This window comes from Paraburkholderia sediminicola (assembly GCF_046027825.1).
GTDB classification, from domain to species: Bacteria; Pseudomonadota; Gammaproteobacteria; order Burkholderiales; family Burkholderiaceae; genus Paraburkholderia; species Paraburkholderia sediminicola_D.
Genome location: NZ_JAQQDU010000004.1, coordinates 136559 through 156460, shown reverse-complemented (window position 1 = coordinate 156460; position 19902 = coordinate 136559). Strand labels below are relative to the sequence as shown.

The 19902-nt window shown below is 62.8% G+C and carries 22 protein-coding genes; 5 read left to right on the top strand and 17 right to left on the bottom strand.

All coding sequences use genetic code 11. The annotated features are described in order from the left end of the window. Positions 1–71: 71 nt before the first annotated feature. Together PQQ96_RS03825 and ugpQ are read right to left on the bottom strand one after the other, a co-directional pair. Positions 72–1184 carry an ABC transporter substrate-binding protein gene (locus PQQ96_RS03825; protein ID WP_408288971.1) on the bottom strand — a complete coding sequence of 371 codons (1113 nt, stop codon included), beginning with the start codon at positions 1182–1184 and terminating at the stop codon, positions 72–74. A gap of 106 nt (positions 1185–1290) precedes the next feature. Beyond that, complete coding sequence (ugpQ, locus tag PQQ96_RS03820; protein WP_408288968.1) at positions 1291–2076, bottom strand: glycerophosphodiester phosphodiesterase; 786 nt, start codon at positions 2074–2076, stop codon at positions 1291–1293. A 556-nt stretch (positions 2077–2632) separates the two neighbouring features. On the opposite strand from ugpQ, the gene PQQ96_RS03815 reads away from it, so the two are divergent. Continuing rightward, positions 2633–3403 (top strand): DeoR/GlpR family DNA-binding transcription regulator, encoded by a 771-nt coding sequence (locus PQQ96_RS03815; RefSeq protein WP_408288965.1) that lies wholly within the window; start codon positions 2633–2635, stop codon positions 3401–3403. A 23-nt stretch (positions 3404–3426) separates the two neighbouring features. On the opposite strand, the gene PQQ96_RS03810 is transcribed toward PQQ96_RS03815, so the two are convergent. After that, entirely contained in the window at positions 3427–5094 is a 1668-nt protein-coding gene (locus PQQ96_RS03810; protein WP_408288962.1) for a Na/Pi cotransporter family protein, read from the bottom strand. A 225-nt stretch (positions 5095–5319) separates the two neighbouring features. Here PQQ96_RS03810 and PQQ96_RS03805 point away from each other — a divergent pair, with 225 nt between their 5' ends. Continuing rightward, on the top strand, positions 5320–6003 hold the full coding sequence (locus PQQ96_RS03805) for a histidinol-phosphatase (RefSeq protein ID WP_408288959.1): 684 nt from the start codon (positions 5320–5322) through the stop codon (positions 6001–6003). A gap of 7 nt (positions 6004–6010) precedes the next feature. On the opposite strand, the gene PQQ96_RS03800 is transcribed toward PQQ96_RS03805, so the two are convergent. From PQQ96_RS03800 to tauA, 3 genes are read right to left on the bottom strand one after another with little or no spacing between them, the layout of a single operon-like run. After that, positions 6011–6880 carry an ABC transporter permease subunit gene (locus tag PQQ96_RS03800; RefSeq protein WP_408288956.1) on the bottom strand — a complete coding sequence of 290 codons (870 nt, stop codon included), beginning with the start codon at positions 6878–6880 and terminating at the stop codon, positions 6011–6013. Beyond that, positions 6877–7683: a taurine ABC transporter ATP-binding protein gene (locus PQQ96_RS03795; protein ID WP_408288953.1), complete on the bottom strand. Its 807-nt coding sequence runs from the start codon at positions 7681–7683 to the stop codon at positions 6877–6879. Before PQQ96_RS03795 ends, PQQ96_RS03800 begins: the two co-directional genes overlap by 4 nt. Before the next feature lie 53 nt (positions 7684–7736). Then, on the bottom strand, positions 7737–8759 hold the full coding sequence (gene tauA, locus PQQ96_RS03790; protein ID WP_408288950.1) for a taurine ABC transporter substrate-binding protein: 1023 nt from the start codon (positions 8757–8759) through the stop codon (positions 7737–7739). Between the two features lie 274 nt (positions 8760–9033). Here tauA and PQQ96_RS03785 point away from each other — a divergent pair, with 274 nt between their 5' ends. Together PQQ96_RS03785 and PQQ96_RS03780 are read left to right on the top strand one after the other, a co-directional pair. Continuing rightward, positions 9034–9480 (top strand): hypothetical protein, encoded by a 447-nt coding sequence (locus PQQ96_RS03785; RefSeq protein WP_408288947.1) that lies wholly within the window; start codon positions 9034–9036, stop codon positions 9478–9480. 54 nt (positions 9481–9534) lie between these two features. Beyond that, a complete protein-coding gene (locus PQQ96_RS03780; RefSeq protein ID WP_408288944.1) occupies positions 9535–9669 on the top strand; it encodes a hypothetical protein in 135 nt (44 codons plus the stop codon). 120 nt (positions 9670–9789) lie between these two features. Here PQQ96_RS03780 and lipA read toward each other — a convergent pair whose 3' ends face one another. The 3 genes from lipA to PQQ96_RS03765 form a co-directional block, all read right to left on the bottom strand. Then, positions 9790–10797, bottom strand: a complete 1008-nt coding sequence (gene lipA / locus PQQ96_RS03775) for a lipoyl synthase (protein ID WP_408288941.1) — start codon at positions 10795–10797, stop codon at positions 9790–9792. 13 nt (positions 10798–10810) lie between these two features. Continuing rightward, positions 10811–11536: a lipoyl(octanoyl) transferase LipB gene (gene lipB, locus PQQ96_RS03770; RefSeq protein ID WP_408288938.1), complete on the bottom strand. Its 726-nt coding sequence runs from the start codon at positions 11534–11536 to the stop codon at positions 10811–10813. Positions 11537–11672: 136 nt separating this feature from the next. Continuing rightward, positions 11673–11999, bottom strand: a complete 327-nt coding sequence (locus PQQ96_RS03765; protein WP_408288935.1) for a DUF2917 domain-containing protein — start codon at positions 11997–11999, stop codon at positions 11673–11675. Between the two features lie 98 nt (positions 12000–12097). Between PQQ96_RS03765 and PQQ96_RS03760 the strand changes: the two genes are divergently transcribed. Next, positions 12098–13066 carry a transcriptional regulator GcvA gene (locus PQQ96_RS03760; RefSeq protein WP_408288932.1) on the top strand — a complete coding sequence of 323 codons (969 nt, stop codon included), beginning with the start codon at positions 12098–12100 and terminating at the stop codon, positions 13064–13066. A 34-nt stretch (positions 13067–13100) separates the two neighbouring features. Here the strand turns inward: PQQ96_RS03760 and PQQ96_RS03755 are convergent, their stop codons facing one another. The 8 genes from PQQ96_RS03755 to PQQ96_RS03720 all read right to left on the bottom strand — a co-directional run bounded on the left by PQQ96_RS03755 (position 13101) and on the right by PQQ96_RS03720 (position 19894). Next, positions 13101–13370 (bottom strand): DUF493 family protein, encoded by a 270-nt coding sequence (locus tag PQQ96_RS03755; RefSeq protein ID WP_408288930.1) that lies wholly within the window; start codon positions 13368–13370, stop codon positions 13101–13103. Next, positions 13342–14298, bottom strand: coding sequence for a D-amino acid aminotransferase (locus PQQ96_RS03750; protein ID WP_408288927.1), 957 nt, complete (start codon positions 14296–14298; stop codon positions 13342–13344). Before PQQ96_RS03750 ends, PQQ96_RS03755 begins: the two co-directional genes overlap by 29 nt. Before the next feature lie 13 nt (positions 14299–14311). Then, entirely contained in the window at positions 14312–15541 is a 1230-nt protein-coding gene (locus PQQ96_RS03745; RefSeq protein WP_408288925.1) for a D-alanyl-D-alanine carboxypeptidase family protein, read from the bottom strand. A gap of 332 nt (positions 15542–15873) precedes the next feature. Beyond that, positions 15874–16518 (bottom strand): alpha/beta hydrolase, encoded by a 645-nt coding sequence (locus PQQ96_RS03740; RefSeq protein WP_408288922.1) that lies wholly within the window; start codon positions 16516–16518, stop codon positions 15874–15876. Positions 16519–16526: 8 nt separating this feature from the next. After that, positions 16527–16850 carry a (2Fe-2S) ferredoxin domain-containing protein gene (locus PQQ96_RS03735; protein WP_063494611.1) on the bottom strand — a complete coding sequence of 108 codons (324 nt, stop codon included), beginning with the start codon at positions 16848–16850 and terminating at the stop codon, positions 16527–16529. 219 nt (positions 16851–17069) lie between these two features. After that, positions 17070–18227, bottom strand: a complete 1158-nt coding sequence (locus tag PQQ96_RS03730; RefSeq protein WP_408288919.1) for a VanZ family protein — start codon at positions 18225–18227, stop codon at positions 17070–17072. A gap of 31 nt (positions 18228–18258) precedes the next feature. Beyond that, positions 18259–18885 carry an ABC-type transport auxiliary lipoprotein family protein gene (locus tag PQQ96_RS03725; protein ID WP_408288916.1) on the bottom strand — a complete coding sequence of 209 codons (627 nt, stop codon included), beginning with the start codon at positions 18883–18885 and terminating at the stop codon, positions 18259–18261. Between the two features lie 34 nt (positions 18886–18919). Beyond that, complete coding sequence (locus tag PQQ96_RS03720; RefSeq protein WP_408288913.1) at positions 18920–19894, bottom strand: MlaD family protein; 975 nt, start codon at positions 19892–19894, stop codon at positions 18920–18922. Between the last annotated feature and the right edge of the window lie 8 nt (positions 19895–19902).

Below are 19902 nucleotides of genomic sequence, written 5' to 3'. Positions count from 1 at the left end.
TAGAAGCGGCGGCGCATGCAGGATTCAATGGCTCGCTGCTCCGGCCGCCGCAACTGCGTGCGCTGCGACGATTACTTGACGTTCGCGCCGACCGCTTCGTCCCAATGCTTCGTGATGGTGTCCTTGTAGGCGTCCTGCTGGGACAGCGTCGGGAACACCACATTCTTGTACGACGACGGCGGCGGCAGCTTGTCGAGCAGCGCTTGCGGAACCTTCTTCTGCGCCACCAATTCGTTGTAGCGCATCGGATGGCAATAGCCGCCCAGCCAGCCGATCTGGCCTTCATCGGAGTACAGATATTCCATCCACAGCTTGGCGGCGTTCGGATGCGGCGCGTAGGCGCTGATCGCCTGAACGTACACACCGGCGACCACGCCTGTTTTCGGAATCACCACCTGCACCTTCGGATTGCCCTTCAGCGTGTCGCGGTCGGCCAGCGCGTTGTAGTCCCAACGCACGACGATCGGCGTGGTGCCCTGCGCGAGCGACGCGGCCTTGCCGATCACCGGCACGAAGTTGCCGTTCTTGTTCAGGTCGGCAAAGTACTTGAGACCGGCCTGGTCGGCCTTGCCCACATCGCCCTTGCTTTGCGACAGGCCTGCTGCAAACACGGCCTGGATCGCCTGATTGGCCGTGCGCGGGTCACCCGCGAGCGAAACTGCGTTCTTATAATCCGGCTTGAGCAGATCGCTCCAGTCGGCCGGCGCCTTGTCGATCATGTCGGCATTTACTTCAAACGACAGCACGCCGTAGTAATCGCCATACCAATAGCCGTCGGCATCTTTCGAGTCTTTAGGGATCGAGTTCCACGTTGCGACCTTGTACGGTTGCAGCAAACCCTCGGCCTTCGCGGTCGGACCGAACGACAGACCCACGTCGATCACGTCAGGCGCTTGCGGGCCCTTGTTGCCCTTGTTCGCCTTGATGGCTTCGACTTCGTCGCCCGAACCCGCGTCCGGATTCAACTCGTTGATCTTGATGCCGTATTTCTTCTGAAAACCAGCCACCAGTTGACCGTAGTTGCACCAGTCGTGCGGCAACGCGATCACGGTGAGTTGGCCTTCCTGCTTGGCGGCTGCGACCAGTGCGTCGAGCGGCGCGGCCGAAGCGCTGCTCACGCCGGCTGCGGCGACACCCGCAGCGGCCGACATCGAAAGTAAACGAGCTAACGCGGTGCGCTTCATAGTCTTCCCCATCCTCTGCCGAAATTGCTACGTTTGGAAAATTTCTAGTTTCTAACGCTATGGGCGCGCACCTGTGCAAGCTCGCACTCGCGCGCCCGCGCCATGCTCAGTCCGGATTCGCCGGAGCCTGAAACATGTCGTGTTCCAGTCTATCGATGCGATCTGTACAAATCATGTCGACGCCCCACTGCGCGAGCAGCCTGGCACGCTCAGGATCGTTCACCGTGTAGGCCAGCACGCGCAATCCGGCCGCCCTGATCTCGGCGACCAGCGGCTCCGTCAGATACCGGTGGCTCGCGTGCAACGACACGCAGTCCAGTTCCCGCACGATGCGCCGCCAGTCCGCCGGGACTTCTTCGAACAGCATGCCGCGCTGCAGCGAAGGTGCCGCATCGCGCGCTGCGGCAAGCGCCTCGAACGAAAACGACGACAGCAGCGGCGGCGTTTGCCGTTGCCACAAAGTCAGTGCGCCGCTAGCGACCAGGCGCCCGGTGATTTCGTCACGACCCGGGCACGGTTTGATTTCGATGTTGGCGGCAATGCCATCTCGCGCGCAACGCCCGGCGGCCTCGGCCAGCGTCGGCAGGCGCGTACCGGCGAACTGCGGGCCGAACCAGGCGCCGGCATCGAGCGCGGCCAGTTGGTCCCACGTGTGTTCAGCAGCGGCGCCATGACCGTTGGTGGTGCGCTCCAGCGTGTCGTCGTGCAACAGAAAGAGCTGGTTATCAGCGGAGAGCTTGGCGTCGAACTCGACCATGCGGTAGCCGCAGCGCACGCACGCGTCGAACCCGGCCAGCGTGTTCTCCGGCGCCAACGTGCCGCCGCAACGATGCGCAACCAGCCTCGGATACGGCCAGTCTGCGGTTAAGGTGTGATCAATCCCGTTTCCCACGTCTCGTTACCTTCCAGATGGAGCGGATTAACTATGCGCTCGACACGTTCCCAGCTGCTACTGCCGCCATGCCACAACTGCGCCATGCAGCCTTTACATGCGAGCCCCGCGCGTAGTATCGCGCTGGTGAGCGACGCCGCGATAGCTAACCACATGGTCAACGCCGCGCCCGGCCATGGCGCCGTAGTCTTATTGTCAGGATGCCGAACCGTACCGCCTCCCGGCAGTACCGCATGCAGCAACGAATTGTTCAGGCGGCAGATCCCAAGATCCATTATGGCAACGGCATGGGACAATCAAATTGCCAAAAAACGCCGCGAAATGCTCGAAATCGGACATTTCAATTCCTTTTCGAACATTTGATGTTCGAAATAGGCGTAGCGCTTCGATCTGCGAAGGCTAAGGTGAAATACACAAACTTGCAAGCTGCCAAAAAAATACAACACAATTCGACCAAAGTAGTACGCTTGTCATTGTCCGGACACACATCCATGTCCACGATGGCACTATTAAAAACAAGCAGTATGAGCGCGCATTCGCATCCAAGGAAAAATGCATGTGGCAGGAAGACCGTCATCAGAGAATTCGCGCGTTGCTGTCGACGCTTCAACGCGTGTCGACCGAACGGATTATGGCGGACCTCGGGGTATCGCGCGAAACCGTGCGGCGCGATCTGCTCGATCTGGAAGCACTCGGTGAATTGCGGCGCGTGCATGGCGGCGCGATCAAACCCGCCGACGAGGCGCCAATCGCCGAGCGCGCCCACATGCGCGTCAAATCCAAAACAGCGATCGCCAAGGCGGCCACCGGTTTGATCGCGAGCGGCCAGACCCTGTTTATCGACGCCGGAACTACCACGGCGGCGCTCGCTGAGGAGTTGGCGAAACTGGCGAACCTGACGATCGTCACCAATTCCATCGACGTCGCGCTGAAAATGCGCGGCGCCGTGGATCAAACGGAAGCGGCCAACGAAGTCATCCTGCTGGGCGGCACGATCAGCGATCGCGCCATGGCGACCACCGGCGCCACCACCGTGCTCGACATCCAGCGCTATCGGGCGGACATGGCCTTGCTCTCGCCGGTCGGCATCGATCACCGGCATGGCGCGACCAACTACGATCATGCCGAAACCGAAGTGGCGCGCGCCATGGTCGCCAACGCCGATCGCGTGGTGATCCTCGCCGACTACAGCAAGATCGGTCAGCGCAGCCGGATCTCGTACTGTCCGGTCGATCGGATCGATGTACTCGTCACCAACAAAAAGGCGGCCGAAGCCGCCGACTTTGCATCGCTCAAAAAGAAGCTGGAAGAGATCGTTCTGGCCTAGCGCTTAGGGTCTAGGGGTTCGCCCTACTCCTTCACATGCATCGTGTCGAGCACGCGCTTGCGCAAGCGCGTGTCACGCAGCGCGCCGGCTGCGTCGAGCACCGGGTAGGCCGTCGAGCAGAACAGCGAATTGAGCCGCTTCATGTCGCTGATCAGATCCAGATGCAACGCGCTGGTCTCGATACTTCGCAAGGTTTGCCCGGCGAGCCGGTCCAGGTGTTTGTATGAATACGCGCGCTCCAGATCGCGAAAGCGCTCCTTCTCCGCCAGCAACTGCTCGGCGCAACGCAAATCGTTATTCAGAAACACCGACAGGCCAAGCTGCAGATTGCTGACGAGGCGTGCCTGCAGGTCGTCCAGCTCGCCCAGCCCCTCCTGCGAAAACGATAGACGGTGCGCGATCTTCTTTTCTTCGATATCGCCGACGATCCGCTCGATGATGTCGCCCGCATGCTCCAGGTTGATCGTCAACGAGATGATGTCGGTCCAGCGGCGGCTGTCGGCCTCGTCGAGTTGCTCGCGGGAGATCAGCGTTAGATAGGCTTTGACCGCCGCATAGAGTTCGTCCACGTCGTCGTCCATCCGGACCGTCTCGCGCGCCTTTTCCAGGTTGTTGTCATGGATCAGGTCCGCGACGTTATTGAGCATGGTGCGCACGATGTCGCCGATGCGCAGCACCTCGCGTGCGGCGTGCGCCAGTGCGAGTGTGGGTGTGGAAAGCGCGGCGTCATCCAGATGCAGCGGCCGCAGTTCGCCGTTGGCCTGCGGCCGGTCCGGCAACACCCGCGTGCAGATGCGCGCCACCGGATCGATCAGCGCAAGGCAGGCGCAACAGCGCAGTGTGTTGTAAATCACATGAAAACCGACCACCGCTTCGCGCGGATTCGCGATCAGCACCGGCAACCCGCGTGCAAGCAGCGGCGCGAACGGCAGGATCAGCAGCGCGCCGGCCAGCTTGAACGCCAGGCTGCCCAAGGCCAGGCGCCGCGCCGCGGCGTTCTGCGCGAGCGTGCCCATCAGCGCCAGCAAGCCGCTGCCGAGATTCGCGCCGATCACGAGACACAGCGCCACCTTCAGTGAGATCACACCGGACGAGGCCAGCGTCGCCGTCAGCAGGACCGCCGCGAGACTCGAATAGGACAGCACCGCAAATGTCGCGCCGACCAGCGCGTCGAGCATGGTGTCACCGGTCAGCGCACCGAACATCACGCGCACGCCAGCGCCTTGCATCATCGGCTGGGCGGCTTCGACGATCAGATGCAGTGCCAGCAGTATCAAGCCGAGCCCGATCAGCGTACGGCCGACCTGGCCGAGACGTGTTTGCTTGCGCGACAGAAAGAGCGGCACGCCGGACAGAATCAGGATCGGCGACAGCCATGACAGATCGAGCGTGAGCAGCCGTGCCATGAGTGCGGTGCCGACGTCGGCGCCAAGCATGATCGCAAGGCCGCTGGTGAGCGGCAGGAGACCTTGCGCCGCGAACGACGTGACGATCACCGCCGTTGCATTGCTGCTCTGCACGAGGCTCGTGACGCCGACGCCCGCGAGGAAGGCACGCCAGCGGCTACTGGTGCTGCGCCCAAGGACGCTGCGCAGATCGGCACCGAGCACGCGCAGGATGCCGGTACGTACGATGTGCGATCCCCACACGAGAAGCGCCACACCAGCCAGAAGGTTAAGGAGAATCAACATAAGGCACTACGCGTCCGTTCCTGCTGCCATGACCCGAACCGCATGCCGCATGAACCGGCACCCGGGGCGTTTATGACAGTAGTGTTGCACATTTCTGCCTTATTGTAATTTTGTGCTTTTAAATATACGCTCGTGCCGAACTGTGGATTGTTGTGTGCCGGCTCATTGTCCGGAACGCGATTCACCCGACCACTTAGTGTGCCCCCTTCATCACGAGGACTCTGGATGAGCCGTAACCTTGCGCTGTTTGACCTGGACCATACGCTGCTGCCGCTCGACAGCGATCAGGCGTGGGCCCACTTCATCGCCGGATTGGGTATAGAAGGCGCTGCGCAGCACGCGGAAGAAATCGACGATTACTATCGGCAGTATGTGGCCGGCACGCTCGATATGACCGCGTATCTGAACTACACCCTGGCGCCGCTGGCTCGCCACTCGCGCGAACAGCTCGACGCCTGGCATGCGCAGTTTATGGAAAAGGTGATTGCGCCGGCGATTCTGCCGGCCGCGCGGGAGCTCGTGCAACGACATATCGAAGCAGGCGACCTGTGCTGCATCGTCACCGCCACCAACGTGTTCATTACGGAGCCAATCGGCAAAGCACTCGGCTTCGAACATCTGCTAGGTATCGATCTCGGCACCGAAGGCGGCGATCCTTTGGCACGCTTTACCGGACACGCCACCGGTGTGCCGACCTTCCGCGAAGGCAAGATCACCCGCACCGAGAGCTGGCTGGCTTCGCTCGGACATCGTCTGCAAGATTTTCCGCAGAGCTGGTTCTATAGCGACTCGATCAATGACGTGCCTTTGCTCGAGCGCGTCACCGATCCGGTCGCGACCAATCCCGACCCGCGTCTGCGCGCCATTGCCACGGAACGCGGCTGGCCAGTGATTGAACTGTTTCGTTGAAGGCTGACTACACGCGCCCCTTCCACGGCGCCAGCCGCCGTTCCAGGGCACGCATGCCGAGATCGAACAGCCACGCGATCAGTCCGATCAGCACGATGCCCATTACCACCACATCGGTACGCAGAAAGCTCGACGCGTTAAGCACCATCTGACCGAGGCCAGCGGTGGCGGCGACCATCTCGGCGGCGACCAGGGTGGTCCAGCCAAAGCCGATTGCAATCCGCAAGCCGGTCAGAATCTCGGGCAACGCTGCGGGCAGGACCACATGACGTACGATCTGCCCGAAGCGGCCACCCAGCGAATACGCCGCGTGAATCTGCTCGACGGTCGCGCTGCGCACACCGGCACGCGCCGCCATCGCAATCGGCGCGAAACAGGCGAGATAGATCACGACAATCTTCGCCGTCTCGTCGATTCCGAACCAGATCACCACCAGCGGTAAATACGCAAGCGGCGGCAACGGCCGGTAGAACTCCAGCGGCGGATCGAGCAAGCCGCGCGCAACCCGGCTCACGCCCATCAGGATCCCGACCGGCACCGCCGTGATCGCGGCCAGTGCAAACGCGCCGAACACGCGCAGCGCACTCCAGGCGAGATGTTCGGAGAGCGGCAAGCCGCCTTGAATACGGCCGTACCAGGCGTCCAGAAACGCGGCCCAAACGGCCTCTGGCGTCGGCAGAAAGAGCGGCGGCAGCCAGTGCAGATGCGTGGCGATCCACCACAGTGCCGCGAGTGTCGTGACCGAGGCCGCGCTCAGCGCCGCGGTCGGTCCGTCGCCCGGCAAGCGCCAGCCGCGTACCGGCCGCGCCTTACGTCGCGGCGGCTCGCTTGCCTGGGTCAGAGGCACGTTGCCCAAGGATTCACGCGAAGCCGTCACGACACCACCTCTTCCTGATTCTGCTCAGTCCGTTCGTGCAGACGGCGCACCAGCCGCTCACGCCATTCAATGAATTCCGGCGACGATTTGATCGCGCGTGCGTCGCGCGTCTCGAGAAAGCGCTGCGCGAATGGCAGGTCGTAGCTCTCGGCGATGTGGCCGGGCCCCGGCGTCATCACGACGAGGCGAGTTGCCAGAAACAGCGCTTCCTCCACGCTATGCGTAATGAAGAACACCGTCTTGCGCGTGCGGCCCCAGACGTCTAGCACGAGCTCCTGCATCGACTCGCGCGTCATTGCGTCAAGCGCGCCCATCGGCTCGTCCATCAGCAGCACTTGCGGATCGCTTGCCAGCGCGCGTGCAATGCCCACGCGCTGCTGCATGCCGCCCGACAGCGCATAGACCTGTGAGCGCGCATGCTTCTCGAGCCCGACCAAAGCCAGCATCTCCAGCGCGATGCGCTCGCGCTGCGCCTTCGGTACACGCTGAAAACGCAAACCGAGCGCAACGTTACCGAGCACGTCGAGCCAGGGCATTAGCGCGTACTTCTGAAACACGACGCCGCGGTCGGCGCCCGGCCCAAGCACGGGTTCACCGTTCAGACGCACCTCGCCTTCGGTCGGCTGAATAAAACCGGCGATGCAGTTCAGCAAGGTCGTCTTGCCGCAACCGGACGCGCCCAGCGCGACGACGAATTCACCCGGCTCGATGCGCAGGTCGACGTCAGCGAGCGCGATGTGAGGCGCCGCGCCGCGTGTGCCTTCGTAGGCGACGTGCAGCCGCCGGATCTCAAGACCGCTCATCGCCGTGCCTCATGATGCTGATGGATAGCCATGCTCAAAACAATGCTCAATAGTCAATGCGCCGCCCGCTGCACGAATTGAGGATCGACGCCGGTCGAATAATCGGCCAGCACGTTCTGAATCGTGCCCTGCGTCTTCAGGAACGCAGCGGTCGCGGCCAGCGATTTAGCCGCGCCGGATTGCGCGCCGCCGCCAAGCCATGCATTCGACGCCTGCTGGGCCGGCGTCGGGAATGCATACAGTGCGAGGCTCGCCGGCACGTCCTGTGCGGTAGCACCGGACTCCTTCGCAACCGCCTCGACCTGCGGCGACGTCGCACTCCATGCCGACGTGTGATCGCGGTAGCTCGCATCGGTCGCGGCGAGCACCTTCACCAAGCGTGCGACGAACTCAGCGTTCTGGCTAGCGAACTTGCGGTCGACCACGAATCCGTCGAAAGTCGCCTTGCCGGTTTGCTGCGCCACCTGGCCCGATGTGATCAGTACCTTGCCGTTCTTCTTCACCTTCGCGAGCACCGGGTCCCATATGTAAGTCGCGTCAATGTCGCCACGCTCCCACGCCGCCGCGATTTCAGGCGGGCGCAGATTGACGATCTTCACATCGGACGGATTCACACCGGCGTTTTGCAAGGCAACCAACGTATGAAAGTGCGAGGTCGACACGAACGGCACACCGATCTTCTTGCCCTTCAGGCCCGCGACGCTGGTGACGTTGGAACCGTCGCGCGCGACCAATGCTTCGGCGTCGTTGATGTTGTCCAGAATCCAGAACAGCGAAATATCGACGCCCTGCGACAGCCCGGCTGCGATCGGACTCGACCCTGCTTCGCCGAGTTGCACCGAGCCGGAAGCCAGCGCGCGGATCACGTCCGCGCCGCTGCCGAGCTTGCGATACGTGACCTTGTAGCCGGTAGCTTTTTCGACTTCGCCAGTCGCCTGCGCATAGCGCCACGGCACGACCATGTCCTGATATGCGATCACGACTTCTTTGGTATCGGCGTGCGCAACGGAAGAAAACGGCGCGGACAACGCGAGCAGCGTAGCGAACGCGGCGAGCGGACGAAGGAAGCGGTTCATCGAGAAGCCCCTTTAGTGGGTGTTGTCTGGGAGGCTTTCGACTATAGGGAGTTTGTCCGCAGGCGGTTCTAATTAATCCGCGATTGCTAATGACGCTGTTCGAGCATTGCTTTTCACGCTGAGTTGGATCCGCGCGACTGTTGCGGTGGGCAATGGGTCAGCTCGAGCGAATGATGGCGGCTTGGGATGCCGTCGCGCAAGCTGGCCGTTCGGCGGATGGTCGCGCTTCCGCTGCGACGGCATGATCAGTGGGTTTCCTTCAATTCGAATTCCCATGATCGATTCTCTTAGCCGCTTGAGCTGGTTGTTTTTCAATGTCGGCGTGCCCGTTTTTGCGCCGATTGCATTACTTCCCCTGTTGAATTTCTCGCGCCACTATCGGCACGCGGCGCGGGGACTTACGCGGCGACCCATTCAAGATGGCCAGCTTTTCTGGGTCGTCATTTCGATGTGTGCCAGCGCGTGCTACGAGATTGGTTGTGCTTTGAGCGAAGCGTCGATGCGCAGCACGTCAGCACTGATGTTGGCAGCACTTCTGTGGCACTCGCTCTTCATCGTCGTAGCGTCAATACTGGTGTGCCTGGGCGCGGCCGATGCAGCGGATCGTTCAGCGCGTCACGCGAAAGAGCAGGAGCGTGATGGATGGTTGATGTGGTTTTCGCTGCTCATAACCGCGATCGTCGCAGTCTCCTTTTCTGCATCACATTATTCGTTTACCTAACTAATTTTGATGTGCTGCGCTATACTTTTCATCCTAGTCTCAAGGAGATCCAGCATGCCCAATTTGATCGACCGCCTCATCGGGGACCGCGCACTGCGCCATCGTTTCATCCTCTTTCTCTACCCGTTCACGATCATCGGCGGAATAATATCCGTGACTTGCAGTCTGCTCGCGCGCCATTACCGCTAAGCAACACAGGCAAGATCGCTGCGCGGAACTGCTGAACCGCCTAATCCCGCGCCTCCACAAAAACAAAGCCCGCAACATGTGCGGGCTTTGCATTTTCAAACTGACAACACACTAAACCGTTCAGACCACCCCGGCTCCATGCGCCTGCAGATCGGCGTGGTAGCTCGAGCGAACCATCGCGCCCACCGCAGCGTGCGTGAAGCCCATCTTGTACGCTTCTTCTTCGTACATCTTGAACGTGTCCGGATGCACATACGAGCGCACCGGCAGATGGTGTTCCGACGGCTGCAGATACTGGCCGATCGTCAGCATGTCCACGTTGTGCTCGCGCAGATCGCGCATCACTTGCAGGATTTCTTCTTCGGTTTCGCCGAGGCCGACCATCAGGCCCGACTTGGTCGCGACGTCCGGATGCAGCGCCTTGAAGTCCTTCAGCAGCTTCAGCGAATGCGCGTAGTCCGAACCGGGGCGCGCTTCCTTGTACAGACGCGGTACCGTTTCGAGGTTGTGGTTCATCACGTCAGGCGGTGCGGCGTTCAGAATGCCGAGCGCACGATCCAGACGGCCGCGGAAATCCGGCGTCAGAATTTCAATGCGTGTTTCCGGCGACAGTTCGCGCGTCTGACGGATACATTCCACGAAGTGAGCAGCGCCACCGTCGCGCAAATCGTCACGGTCGACGCTCGTGATCACCACGTACTTCAGCTTCAGCGCAGCAATGGTACGCGCCAGGTTGCCCGGCTCATCCACGTCGAGCGGATCGGGGCGGCCGTGGCCGACGTCGCAGAACGGGCAGCGGCGCGTGCACTTGTCGCCCATAATCATGAACGTCGCAGTGCCCTTGCCGAAGCATTCGCCGATGTTCGGGCAGCTCGCTTCTTCGCACACCGTGTGCAGGTTGTGCTCACGCAGAATCTGCTTGATTTCGGAGAAGCGCGAATTGCCGGTGGCCGCTTTAACGCGGATCCAGTCTGGCTTTTTCAGCTTTTCGATCGGGATGATCTTGATCGGAATACGGGCGGTTTTGGCTTGCGCCTTCTGTTTCGCGGTAGCGTCGTAGGCAGCGGCGGGAGCCGGCACGGCATCAGGTGCGGGAGAAGCTGCGAGGTTCGCGGTAACGTCAGTCATTCGTTCGGTCCAGTCAGGCGATGAGGGCACCGGCCTGCGGTTGGGCGACGGCCGCGGGACTGCCGTCGAGGTTTGCGGTGAGGCGTGCTGCAAAGGTACGGGCCACGTCGTCCCAGCCGGCGGTAACGCCCAGCGTTGCCATATCGACTGTTTCGAGCCCCGCGTAGCCGCATGGGTTGATGGCCAGAAACGGCTTCAAGTCCATGTTCACATTCAGGCTCACGCCGTGATAGCTGCAGCCGTTGCGGATTTTCAGACCCAGCGCGGCGATCTTGGCGCCGGCATGCAGCCCGGCGTCCGGCCCGGGCGCCACGTAGATACCGGGGGCGCCCGCCTTGCGTTCTCCGGCGAGATTATACGCCGCGAGGGTGTCGATCACGGCCTGCTCGATCCGCGTGACCATCTCGCGCACCATCAGCTTGCGCCGGCGCAGGTCCAGCAGCAGGTAGGCAACCACCTGTCCGGGCCCGTGGTACGTGATCTGGCCGCCCCGGTCGACCTTGACAAGCGGAATGCCGCTATCGGCAGCCAATAGATGCGCCGGGTCGCCGGCCTGGCCGAGCGTAAAGACAGGGGGGTGTTCGACCAGCCAGATTTCGTCGGATGTATCGGCAGTGCGCGCGTCGGTGAACGCGCGCATCGCTTCGAAACTGGCTTCGTAAGGTTCGCTGCCAAGCCAGCGCAGCGCAAGCGGCGCCGTGGCGGGCAAGGGAGACGGGGAAACCGGGGTGGCAGACATAATCCCGACAGTTTACCGAAATCTGGGCATCCCCGCCGGACGTGCATGTTTCAGGGAGCGGCGGCGCTTCGGTTCACGACGGAAAGCCGCCCAATCACAGCGCCCGCCCGCCATCATGCCGCAGCGCCGTCCGCGCTCACACCGTGCGCCAGCCCCCGCGCATGCGCGCCGCCAGCCGTTCGCCGACCCGCGCAAGCCAGTTCAGCGCACGTTCATCGCAGCGCGTCGGCACCGAAAACGCGAGCTTCGCATGCGTGCTGCCCTCAGCGCTGAGCCACAACCGTTCGCCGCGCCGCAGCCGCAGCGTGTGGCCGGGCATCAGCCAGTAGTCTTCCGTGTCGTCGCTGCGCGTGACCCACACAGCGCCGCCGTGCACGACCAGCTTGGTGCTGCGTGCTACCTTCATAGGAATGGTTTCGCCGTTGCGGATTTCAAAAGCGATACTAGAGGAAATTTCTCGCATGATGCCCTCGCCAAAGTTCGCTTCATGACTACAATCGTATGCGTAGCAAGGGTTTACGCAAAACGATCTATTTTCACCTCTATGTGAGAAATATTGCGATGGACCTCCGGCAATTACCTCCACTAAACGCCATCAAGGCGTTCGAAGCCGCCGCCCGCCACGAGAGCTTCTCGCGCGCCGCCGACGAACTGTTCGTCACACACGGTGCCGTCAGTCATCAGATTCGCGCGCTGGAGGCGGAATTGGGCATCACGCTGTTCGCCCGCGACGGCAAGCGCGTACGGCTCACGGACACGGGCCGCCGCTACGCCACGCGCGTGAGCACCGCGCTGCTGGCGCTTGCCGACGCCACCCGGGAAATCCGCGCCGGCGACCGCGAGCGGCGCCTTGTCGTTTCCATGCTGTCGTCGTTTGCCGCGCGCTGGGTGACGCCGCGCATTGGCAGCTTTATCGAGGCGCATCCCCAGTGGGACCTCGAACTGCTGTCCACTAACGCGCTCACGGACTTCGCGCGCGACGACGTCGACGTGGCGATCCGCTTCGGGTACGGCAAATATTCGGGGCTACACGCGGAGTTGCTGCTGGAGGAGATCTTCTTTCCGGCCTGTGCACCGAATTTCAACGGCGGCAAGCTGCCGCAAACGCCGGCCGATCTGGCCAAAGCCCCGCTGCTGCGCTCGGACGACGAACTCTGGCGCCCGTGGTTCGACGCCGCCGGGCTCGCCGACTGGCCAGAACCGAAGCGCGGCGTGTTGTATCAGGATTCGTCGAATCTGCTGCAGGCGGCCATCGACGGCCAGGGGATCGCGCTCACGCGCCGTTCGCTGGCCATGCACGAGATCGCAGCAGGCCGCCTTGTGCGGCTATTCGATGTGGATGGGCCAAGCCCGTGGCAGTACTACTTCATCTGCCCGCCGCAGATGCTCGAAACCGCGCGGGTCAAGGCCTTCCGCGATTGGGTATTCGAAGAAGTGGGACGGTTTAAACAGCTTTTCGAGCGGGCTTGCGAGATGGGGCCTGCAGCAAACACCGATCTGACGGCGGACGCATTGCGCGTCACACCGTAATCCAGACAAGCAAAGAGAAACACAAAGCCAGGCTTTAAAGCACCACTTTCACCATCGGATGGCCGGTGAGCGCGCGGTAGATATCGTCGAGCTGCACCTGGCTGGTGGCGCGCACCGTCACCGTCAATCCGGTGTAATTGCCGCCACTGGACGGCCGCGTTTCGATACGCTCGGGGTCGACTTCGTTATCGAACTGCCGGACCACCGCGACGATCGTCTCGGCGAACTCAGGATGCGACTTGCCCATGATCTTGATGGGAAAGTCGCACGGAAACTCAAGCAACGATTCTTTCGCGGGATTCACTTTCTACTCCTTGCTGCGCTTCTTGCGCTTCCTTGGCCTTGGCACGCTGATAAGCCGCGTACAACGCCGCAAACACCGCGCCCGGCTTGCCTTCACCAACCAGCCGATCATCGAGTTGCGTGACCGGTAGCACTTCCTTGGTGGCAGAGCTGACAATGATCTCGTCGGCGGCGCGCAACTCAGCCTCGGCGATATCGCGCGCTTCGAAGCGGATGCCGCATTCGCCCGTCAGCTCCTCGATCAAACCGTAGCGAATCCCTTCAAGAATCTTGTGGCTGCGCGGCGGCGCGTACAACACGCCGTCCTTCACCATCCAGACATTCGAAGACGAACCTTCGGTCAACATGCCGTCGCGAAACTGGATCGTCTCGAACGCGTCGTTTTCGGCCGCGTACTGGGCCATCAGAACATTGCCGAGCAGCGACACCGATTTGATGTCGCAATTAAGCCAGCGACGGTCTTCAGCGGTGACGCAGCGCACGCCCTGCGCACGCTGCGCTGCATCCGGCAGGTTCAGCGGCGTGACCATCACGAACACGGTCGGCTGGATGCCGGCCGGAAACGCGTGACCGCGCTTCGCGACGCCCCGTGTGATCTGAACGTAGGCAATCGCATCCTGATTGGCGCGCAGGCCGGCGTCCGCTTCATTGGCTGCGACCACGCGGTCGATCAGTTCGCGCCAGCCGGCGTCGTCGAACGGATTGACGATACCGATCTTGTCCAGCGACCGCGCGAGGCGCGCCAGATGGTGCCTGAAGCGAAACGCTGTACGGCCGCCCGCGTGGGGATACAACGGCGCGACTTCGTAAATCCCGTCGCCGAAAATAAAGCCGCGGTCGAGGACCGGCACGCGCGCTTCGGACACGGGCACCAGCTCGCCGTTCAGATAAACGATCGGGTCGAGCGAAACATCGGAAACAGCGGTCATCGCAATCAGGCTCTTACTTCTTCTTGTTGAACATCAGCATCAGCGAATCCCACACGCGGCCGACCACGCCGGCTTGCGGCACGGCTTGCAACGCGACGATCGGGAATTGCGCCAGCACCTTGCCGTCGGCCACGAGCTTCGCCGTGCCGACCTGCTGGCCGTTCGCGATCGGTGCGATCAGCGGATCGATCTGTTCGATCTGCGGCTTCACCTTGTCGCCCATGCCCTTCGGCACGGTGATGTACTGATCGCCCTTCACACCGATCTGCACCGTGTCCTGCGCACCCTTGTAGACGCGCGGCGTGCCGACCACCTGGTTCGCCTTGTACAACCGCACCGTGTCATACGCGGTGTAGCCGTAGTTCAGCATCTTCAGGGCGTCCTGCACGCGGTCGTGCTCCTTGGTCTCGCCCATCATCACCGCGACGAGACGGCGCGAGCCATCGGTCGTGCCCGGCAGCGAGCGCTTCGCGCTGGCGATCAGGCAGTAGCCGGCGGCTTGCGTGTGACCGGTTTTCAGGCCGTCGACCGTCGGATCGATCCACAGCAGACGGTTGCGGTTCGGCTGCTTGATCTTGTTGTACGTGAATTCCTTGACCGAGAAGATGTTGTAGTAGTCAGGGAAGTCACGAATCAGACGCGCCGACAGAATCGCGAGGTCGCCCGCCGTGGTGTAGTGCTGCGGGTCGGGCATGCCGTTCACGTCAGCAAAATGCGTGTGCGTCATGCCGAGTTTCTGCGCTTCGGCGTTCATCATGTTGACGAATTGCGCTTCGCTGCCGCCCACCAGTTCGGCCAGCGCGATCGCCGCGTCGTTACCGGACTGGATGATCATGCCGTACACCAGATCGTGCACGGTCACCGGCTTGTTCGCTTCGATGAACATGCGCGATTCGTCGGTTTTCACGCGGCGCACCGCTTCGCTCGGCTCAATCGTCTGGTCCATCGTGATCTTCTTCGTCTGCAGTGCTTCGAAGACGAGGTACGCGGTCATCAGCTTGGTCAGCGAGGCGGGCTCAGCACGTTCGTCGGCATTGCCCGATGCGAGCACCTGATTGCTGGTGGCGTCGACGAGCACCCACGAGCGCGCGTTCACCGCGGGCGGCGGCACCTGCGCGAACGCCGTGCTGGCAACAAGCGTTGCCGGCAGCACGATGCCGAGGGTCACGGCACGGCTAAGCGTATGGGGAACGAAAGAAGAAACAGACGGGAATGACGTGCGGCCGGAGGTGGAGAAACGCATAGGGTCGGTTCGTGCGAAAAAATACATCGCGCGCAGGGCGCACAGTTTGGAGGAGCCGGTCGGCGAGCGTCAGGCCGTAAAAACGGCGCGGCGCCCATTGGACTTCCGGCGACGCGATCGGTTCGCGCAGCACGCCTCGCATCCGGCACCGCAGCGCGCGAGAAAGAAGCTACGCGTCGCGCGAACTGCCGGGTGGGCAATGCTGCGCCCAAAAAAGAGCGCTCATTATACGCGCGCTATCCTGGTAACTTTGACCAAAGGGCGGCGATTAATTTGCGTTTGCGCGTACCTGTACCCCGGAAAACACGCGCGACGCGCCTCCTCGCACCCCATTAGCGCCACGCGTCGACGATGATCCGCTTCAGGACGTGCAGCTTGCGATGCAGAAAATGTTCTGCCCCCGGAATCACGACGACCGGCAATTCCTGCGGCCGCGCCCAGTCGTAAACCGACTGGATGGGAACGGTCTCGTCGGTTTCGCCGTGAATCACGAGCGTGTTTTCCGGCACGGGGGCGACTTCCCAACGGCTCGCCGCGGTGCCGACGAACACGATCCGTTCGATCGCCTGACCTTCTTCGCGCAGCTTCGCAGCCACGTGCGAGAGCACGAAGGTGCCGAACGAAAAACCTGCCAGTACGAGCGGCAGATCGCCCTGCCCTGCCTCCGCGCGCATGTGATCGAGCACGGCGCGCAGATCGTCGCGCTCGCCGATGCCGGCGTCATGTTCGCCTTGCGTTTCGCCGACACCCCGGAAATTCGAACGGTACGTCACGTAGTTCAACTGCACAAGCGCGCGCGCGAGCGTCTGCGCGACCTTGTTGTCCATCGTGCCGCCGAACAGCGGGTGCGGATGGGCGACCAGCGCCATGCCACGCGGCGCAGCGCCGTTCTCGCGCATGTCGTCGGGCAGATCCAGCGCGACCTCGATCTTGCCGACCGGCCCGTCGATCAGATACTTCTTCGTATGTACATTCATGGCGCGGTCTATTGATCGATTTTCAGACGCTCGACGATCTTGCCGTTCACAAGGTGCGAATCGACGATTTCATCGATGTCGCTCTCGTCGACGTACGTGTACCAGACACCTTCCGGATACACGACAAGTGCCGGGCCGAGTTCGCAACGCTCCAGACAGCCGGCCTTGTTGATACGCACCTGGCCGGGGCCGGCAAGGCCGAGTTGCTTCACGCGCTTTTTTGCGTGTTCCTGCATCGCCTGCGCGTTGCAATTGGCGCAGCTCGGGCGCTCGGCGCCAGGATCGCGCTGATTGAGGCAGAAGAAGACGTGGTACTTGTAGAAGGAGTCCATGGTGTCCGGGGGCGAGACTGTAAGAGTGGGAATGGTGCTGGACGCGCTGCGGCGCGTTTGTTGTGCGGACGATTATAGCGAGCGGGGCTGGCGGTCGCTGAGCAGCGGACGGACGGCGGCTCGCGGCCCGGCCGGGTTTGCACCGCGTTGCGTGCGCCCTGCGCGACATCACGCAGCCTGGAGAGACTTATTCGGCCGCACGCATGCGTCGCCCCTGCTTCATGCGTGCTTCATCCGCCGCTTGAGCCACACCTGCTCGACGAGATACGCGAGCCACACCAGCGCCGCATACGGCCAGATCCACGCGATCCAGTGCGCGAGACCGTTGAAGTGCAGATACCGGCCCTGGCGCCAGTCGGCCAGCACGGCATCGAAATACGGATTCACCGGCAGCAGGTTGACGAACACCAGCGCGACCGTGAGCGCGCAGGCCGCGAGCGCCGCTCGCGACCTGCGCCGCAGCCGTAGCGCCAGCAGACCCGCCACGGTGCCGCACGCGAGCCCCGTCAGCGCGCCAGGCGTCGCCCAGTCGAATGCAAGTCCGGATTGCGATTGCAGAAAGGTGGCGCCCGCCTTGACGCACAAGGTCGTGACGATAAACGCGATCAACAGGCGCACGAGCGGCGCATGACGGCGCACCGGCAGCGAGGCCAGCGCGAGTGCGGCGAACAGGTTGAGCGTGGTGATGACGGCTTCCCAGGCGTCGTCCGGCAGCCAGGCGGCAACCAGCGCCGGCCACGCACTGGCGTGCCAGGCTGTCGGCGTCCATGCGAGCAGGGCATCCTGCGTCGTCGAATCGAAACCGAGCCATAGCGCACGCGGCCAGTTACCCAGACCGAAGAGGCGTGGCGCCGGGTACATTGTTGCGAACGGCCATAAGGCGACAAGACACGCGAGCGCCGCCGTATCGCGCTCGAACCACAAGAGCCGCAAACGCCGCAGCAAGCCGCGATCGAGCAACGCGCCGGTGGCCGGCGAGATGATCGCCGCGCCGAGCAGCGCGCCGAGCGCATTGGCGGCCAGATCGAGGTTGGAGGCCACGCGCGTCGGCAGATAGGTTTGCACCGCTTCCATCACCCCTGACAGCAACCCGCCGAGCACGAAGGCCAAGGCGACGGCCAGGGTGCCGCGCCAGCGCGGATACACCGCGAGCACCACCAGCGCGCCCAACGGCATATAGCCGAGCACGTTAGTGACGACGTCGAACGCCGTCAGGTACTGCGGCATGGGATCGGACAGATAGGCAAACGGCGCGAGGCCGAGCGAACGCCAGCCGGAAAACGGATACCACGAACCGTAGACGATCAGCGCCGCATACAGCACCAGCGCCTGCCGCGCGAGCGCCGACGGGCGGCGCAGCCAGGGTCTTTCACTCATGCAGCGCTCCGTTGCGTGCGCTGCAAGCCGGTCATTGCGCGGCGACCAGCGCCTGCACGCCAAGCCACGCGCTGATCTGCGCGACGAGGTCGTCGCTGGCCGCAGCGAGCGCCTGCGCGCCGCCGGCGGCGTCCGCGGAACTGGACGGCGCGCGCGCGATGAAGGTGCGCTGGCTGATCACCTTGCCGTTTTGCGTCAACGTGGCGCGCGCGGTGACCGCCGCGTGGCTTTCCGACTGGCTGTCGAAGACCTGTTCGAACTCGCTCAGATCGACCTTGAGGACCGGGGCGCGCACGCCGTCGGCGCCTGTCAGCACGGTGCCGCGCGAACTGAGCGCCCCGCGCAGACGCTGGGTCAGCAATTGCGACGGCGCCATGGTCCAGTGGCTATTCGCGTACGACGCCGTCTGCTGCGCGTCGGCGTAGCTGAGGCGGTAAATCAGTTTGTCAGACTCGAGCGTGTCGGGCGCGCTGACATCGAGCACCTTCACCGCCGGCTGCGTGCCGGCCGAGGCCGCCGGATTCGGTGGCCCGAAGTCGTAACGGATATCCGAGAGCGCCGCGGGGTTGCCTGCGCAGCCGGCAGCGAGCACGCCGAACGCGAGCAGCATCGCAAGCGCGGCGCACGAGGACAGCAATCGGTGAATCGAGCGTGACATAACCATGTTCCTTCTTCAAAACCTTCAAATCACTTCATTGGGCGGCGTGCGCAGCGGCGCGGGCGGCGGGCCACGAGAAGCCCGCTTCGCCAGGGCCCGGCGCCGCACTCGGCGCACCGAACAGAACGCTGCGCGGATTGGTACTGAACGTGTCGGCTGCGCGGTCCACCGAACGGGCCGCGGAGCGCACGTCTTCGGCGAGCGAATTGACACGCGGCAGCGTGTCGTAACCGACGCGCGCCGACAACTCCTGGATCGCGCTATCCATCGACACCAGCGCGTCACCCGCTTGCTGCGCCGCCGTCCCGACCTTGTTCAGATTGGTCTCGAACGGCCCGTCCGGGCGGTTCAGACTGGTGATCAACTGATTGGTCGATTCCAGCGTGCGATCCAGTGCGTTGACCGTGGCGGGCAGCTTGCCGGTAATCGGCGCGATCTGCCGGGTCAGGGTGGCGACGCCGTCGGCGGCCTTCTGAATGCTCGCCGCCGTGCCGTGCAACTGGCTGACCATTTCCGGCGACAACAGATTGTCGACGTCGTCGGTGACTTTTTCGAGTTTGCGCAGCAAGATGTCGCCGCGCTGCTGCAACTGATCGAGCAAGCCCGGACGCATCGGCAATTGCGCCACCTCTTTCGGCGACGACGCGAGCGGCGTCGGATCGCGCCCATTGTCATCCAGCTGGATGAAGGCGATACCCGTTACGCCCTGGAACCCGAGGCTGCCGAACGTGGAATGCGTAATCGGTGCGTGCGTGTCGACGAGGATGCGGATCAAAATCTGTCCCGGATGATCCCGATCGAATTTGATCGACTGCACCTTGCCGACGTCGAGCCCGCGATAGCGCACCGCCGCATCGGTATACAGCCCCGTGACGTTGGTGCGCGCAATCAGATCGTACGGCACCCGCACGGAACGGTCGACGTTGAACAAAAAAGCCGCCACTGCGATTGCAGCCAGCAAGGCCACCGTGAAGAGCCCTGCCCAGAAGGCATGTGATTTATTTTCCATTCTCAGGT

Coding starts and splice junctions, on each gene's coding strand:
- PQQ96_RS03795 (WP_408288953.1), bottom strand. CDS start 7,683: ATGAGCGGTCTTGAGATCCGGCGGCTGCACGTCGCCTACGAAGGCACA.
- PQQ96_RS03825 (WP_408288971.1), bottom strand. CDS start 1,184: ATGAAGCGCACCGCGTTAGCTCGTTTACTTTCGATGTCGGCCGCTGCG.
- PQQ96_RS03740 (WP_408288922.1), bottom strand. CDS start 16,518: ATGAATGTACATACGAAGAAGTATCTGATCGACGGGCCGGTCGGCAAG.
- PQQ96_RS03725 (WP_408288916.1), bottom strand. CDS start 18,885: ATGTCACGCTCGATTCACCGATTGCTGTCCTCGTGCGCCGCGCTTGCG.
- lipB (WP_408288938.1), bottom strand. CDS start 11,536: ATGTCTGCCACCCCGGTTTCCCCGTCTCCCTTGCCCGCCACGGCGCCG.
- PQQ96_RS03730 (WP_408288919.1), bottom strand. CDS start 18,227: ATGAGTGAAAGACCCTGGCTGCGCCGCCCGTCGGCGCTCGCGCGGCAG.
- PQQ96_RS03805 (WP_408288959.1), top strand. CDS start 5,320: ATGAGCCGTAACCTTGCGCTGTTTGACCTGGACCATACGCTGCTGCCG.
- PQQ96_RS03720 (WP_408288913.1), bottom strand. CDS start 19,894: ATGGAAAATAAATCACATGCCTTCTGGGCAGGGCTCTTCACGGTGGCC.
- PQQ96_RS03810 (WP_408288962.1), bottom strand. CDS start 5,094: ATGTTGATTCTCCTTAACCTTCTGGCTGGTGTGGCGCTTCTCGTGTGG.
- lipA (WP_408288941.1), bottom strand. CDS start 10,797: ATGACTGACGTTACCGCGAACCTCGCAGCTTCTCCCGCACCTGATGCC.
- PQQ96_RS03745 (WP_408288925.1), bottom strand. CDS start 15,541: ATGCGTTTCTCCACCTCCGGCCGCACGTCATTCCCGTCTGTTTCTTCT.
- PQQ96_RS03760 (WP_408288932.1), top strand. CDS start 12,098: ATGGACCTCCGGCAATTACCTCCACTAAACGCCATCAAGGCGTTCGAA.
- PQQ96_RS03765 (WP_408288935.1), bottom strand. CDS start 11,999: ATGCGAGAAATTTCCTCTAGTATCGCTTTTGAAATCCGCAACGGCGAA.
- PQQ96_RS03815 (WP_408288965.1), top strand. CDS start 2,633: ATGTGGCAGGAAGACCGTCATCAGAGAATTCGCGCGTTGCTGTCGACG.
- PQQ96_RS03785 (WP_408288947.1), top strand. CDS start 9,034: ATGATCGATTCTCTTAGCCGCTTGAGCTGGTTGTTTTTCAATGTCGGC.
- PQQ96_RS03780 (WP_408288944.1), top strand. CDS start 9,535: ATGCCCAATTTGATCGACCGCCTCATCGGGGACCGCGCACTGCGCCAT.
- PQQ96_RS03750 (WP_408288927.1), bottom strand. CDS start 14,298: ATGACCGCTGTTTCCGATGTTTCGCTCGACCCGATCGTTTATCTGAAC.
- tauA (WP_408288950.1), bottom strand. CDS start 8,759: ATGAACCGCTTCCTTCGTCCGCTCGCCGCGTTCGCTACGCTGCTCGCG.
- PQQ96_RS03735 (WP_063494611.1), bottom strand. CDS start 16,850: ATGGACTCCTTCTACAAGTACCACGTCTTCTTCTGCCTCAATCAGCGC.